General features: G+C 58.8%; 2 rRNA genes (1 of these 2 cut by a window edge). Both read right to left on the reverse strand.

Features of this window, described 5'->3' with window-relative positions:
- Positions 1-169 precede the first annotated feature (169 nt).
- A 5S ribosomal RNA gene (rrf, locus tag ACWPN7_RS08365) occupies positions 170-285 on the reverse strand.
- Positions 286-417: 132 nt separating this feature from the next.
- Positions 418-2,500: ribosomal RNA gene (locus tag ACWPN7_RS08370) — 23S ribosomal RNA — on the reverse strand (it continues 665 nt past the right edge of the window).

Genomic DNA, 2,500 nt, shown 5'->3' on the forward strand with positions numbered 1-2,500 from the left:
GGCGGGGGAGGGTTAGGGAGGGGGCCCGCAGCGATACCCCAAACACAACGAAAAGCCGGCGCTTCCCCCAGGGGAAAGCGCCGGCCTTGCCGTTCATGAAGCCGATTGTCAAGTGTGTCTGAAGCCTTGCTGCGTCCACGTCCGTGTTGGTTTGGCGTGTGCCGTGGTGACCTGGCGGCGACCTACTCTCCCACGTCTTAAGACGCAGTACCATCGGCGCTGAGGCGTTTCACGGCCGAGTTCGGAATGGGATCGGGTGTTGGGAGCCCCGCCATGACCACCAGGTCACCAAGGCACACGCGAACCATCCGGACTGGACGGCAGAGGTTTGGTTTGAGCGAGGACGTTTGCTCTTGTTCTTGCGGTGTTGGCTCGTGCGCCCAGGGCTTGCCGCTGCGCGCGGGCCGCCTGCTGGAAAGGATCAAGCCGATCGAGCGATTAGTAAGGCTCAGCTTCAGGCGTTGCCGCCCGTCCACATGCCTCCTATCGACGTGATGGTCTGTCACGGCTCTCAAGGGAGTTCTGGTTTAGAGGTGGGTTTCCCGCTTAGATGCTTTCAGCGGTTATCCCGTCCATACTTAGCTACCCGGCCATGCCACTGGCGTGACAACCGGTGCACCAGAGGTATGTCCATCCCGGTCCTCTCGTACTAGGGACAGATCCTCGCAAAACTCCGACACCCACGGCAGATAGGGACCGAACTGTCTCACGACGTTCTAAACCCAGCTCACGTACCACTTTAATCGGCGAACAGCCGAACCCTTGGGACCTGCTCCAGCCCCAGGATGTGATGAGCCGACATCGAGGTGCCAAACGACTCCGTCGATATGGACTCTTGGGAGTCATCAGCCTGTTATCCCCGGCGTACCTTTTATCCGTTGAGCGATGGCCCGTCCACATGGAACCACCGGATCACTATGGCCGACTTTCGTCTCTGCTCGACTTGTCTGTCTTGCAGTCAGGCGGGCTTATGCCATTGCACTCGACGAGCGATTTCCGACCGCTCTGAGCCCACCATCGCGCGCCTCCGTTACACTTTGGGAGGCGACCGCCCCAGTCAAACTACCCGCCATGCAGGGTCCCGGCTCCGGATGAACGGAGCGCGGTTAGATGCCAGAGACCTCAAGGGTGGTATTTCAAGGATGGCTCCACCCGAGCTGGCGCCCGGGCTTCCTAGCCTCCCACCTATCCTACACATGAGATCCCTAGCACCACTGCAAAGCTGTAGTAAAGGTGCACGGGGTCTTTCCGTCTGACCGCGGGTACTCCGCATCTTCACGGAGAGTTCAATTTCGCTGAGTTGGTGTTGGAGACAGCGGGGAAGTCGTTACGCCATTCGTGCAGGTCGGAACTTACCCGACAAGGAATTTCGCTACCTTAGGACCGTTATAGTTACGGCCGCCGTTTACCGGGGCTTCAATTCGGAGCGTGAACCCCTCCTCTTAACCTTCCGGCACCGGGCAGGCGTCAGACCCTATACGTCGCCTTGTACGGCTTCGCAGAGCCCTGTGTTTTTAGTAAACAGTCGCCACCCCCTGGTCTGTGCCCCCCGCCATGGCTTGCGCCACAACGGGGCCCTCTTCTTCCGAAGTTACGAGGGCAATTTGCCGAGTTCCTTCAACACCATTCTCTCAAGCGCCTGGGTATACTCTACCAGTCCACCTGTGTCGGTTTGGGGTACGGTCTGATGCGGGGGCTGTTTCCTGGAACGGGTCCCCAGCCGGGCCAATCCGATAAGGCCCGACACGCTTTCCCATTCGTCACACACCCGCTGGCCCACGAATATTAACGTGGTTCCCATCGACTACGCCTTTCGGCCTCGCCTTAGGGGCCGGCTCACCCTGCGTGGATTAACCTTGCGCAGGAACCCTTGGACTTTCGGCGACAGTGTTTCTCACACTGTTTGTCGCTACTCATGTCAGCATTCTCACTTCCGATACCTCCAGGCACCCTCGCGGGGACCCTTCGCAGGCTTACGGAACGCTCCGCTACCACGTGATCCAGAGATCACATCCGCAGCTTCGGTACACGGCTTGAGCCCCGATACATTTTCGGCGCAGGCCGGCTTAACTAGACCAGTGAGCTATTACGCTTTCTTTAAAGGATGGCTGCTTCTAAGCCAACCTCCTGGTTGTCATGGCCTTCCCACATCCTTTCCCACTTAGCCGTGATTTGGGGACCTTAGCTGGCGGTCTGGGCTGTTTCCCTCTCGACGATGGACCTTAGCACCCACCGTCTGTCTGCCGGGCTGTGCTCCACGGTATTCGGAGTTTGGTTAGGTTTGGTAAGCCGCGAGGCCCCCTAGCCCATCCAGTGCTCTACCCCCGTGGGCAATCGCCCGACGCGCTACCTAAATAGCTTTCGCGGAGAACCAGCTATTTCCCGGTTTGATTGGCCTTTCACCCCTAGCCACAGGTCATCTCCGACTTTTTCAACAGGCGTGAGTTCGGTCCTCCAGTGCGTGTTACCGCACCTTCAACCTGCCCATGGCTAGATCACC

The sequence above is a fragment of the Azospirillum sp. UENF 312511 genome (genome assembly GCF_058780635.1).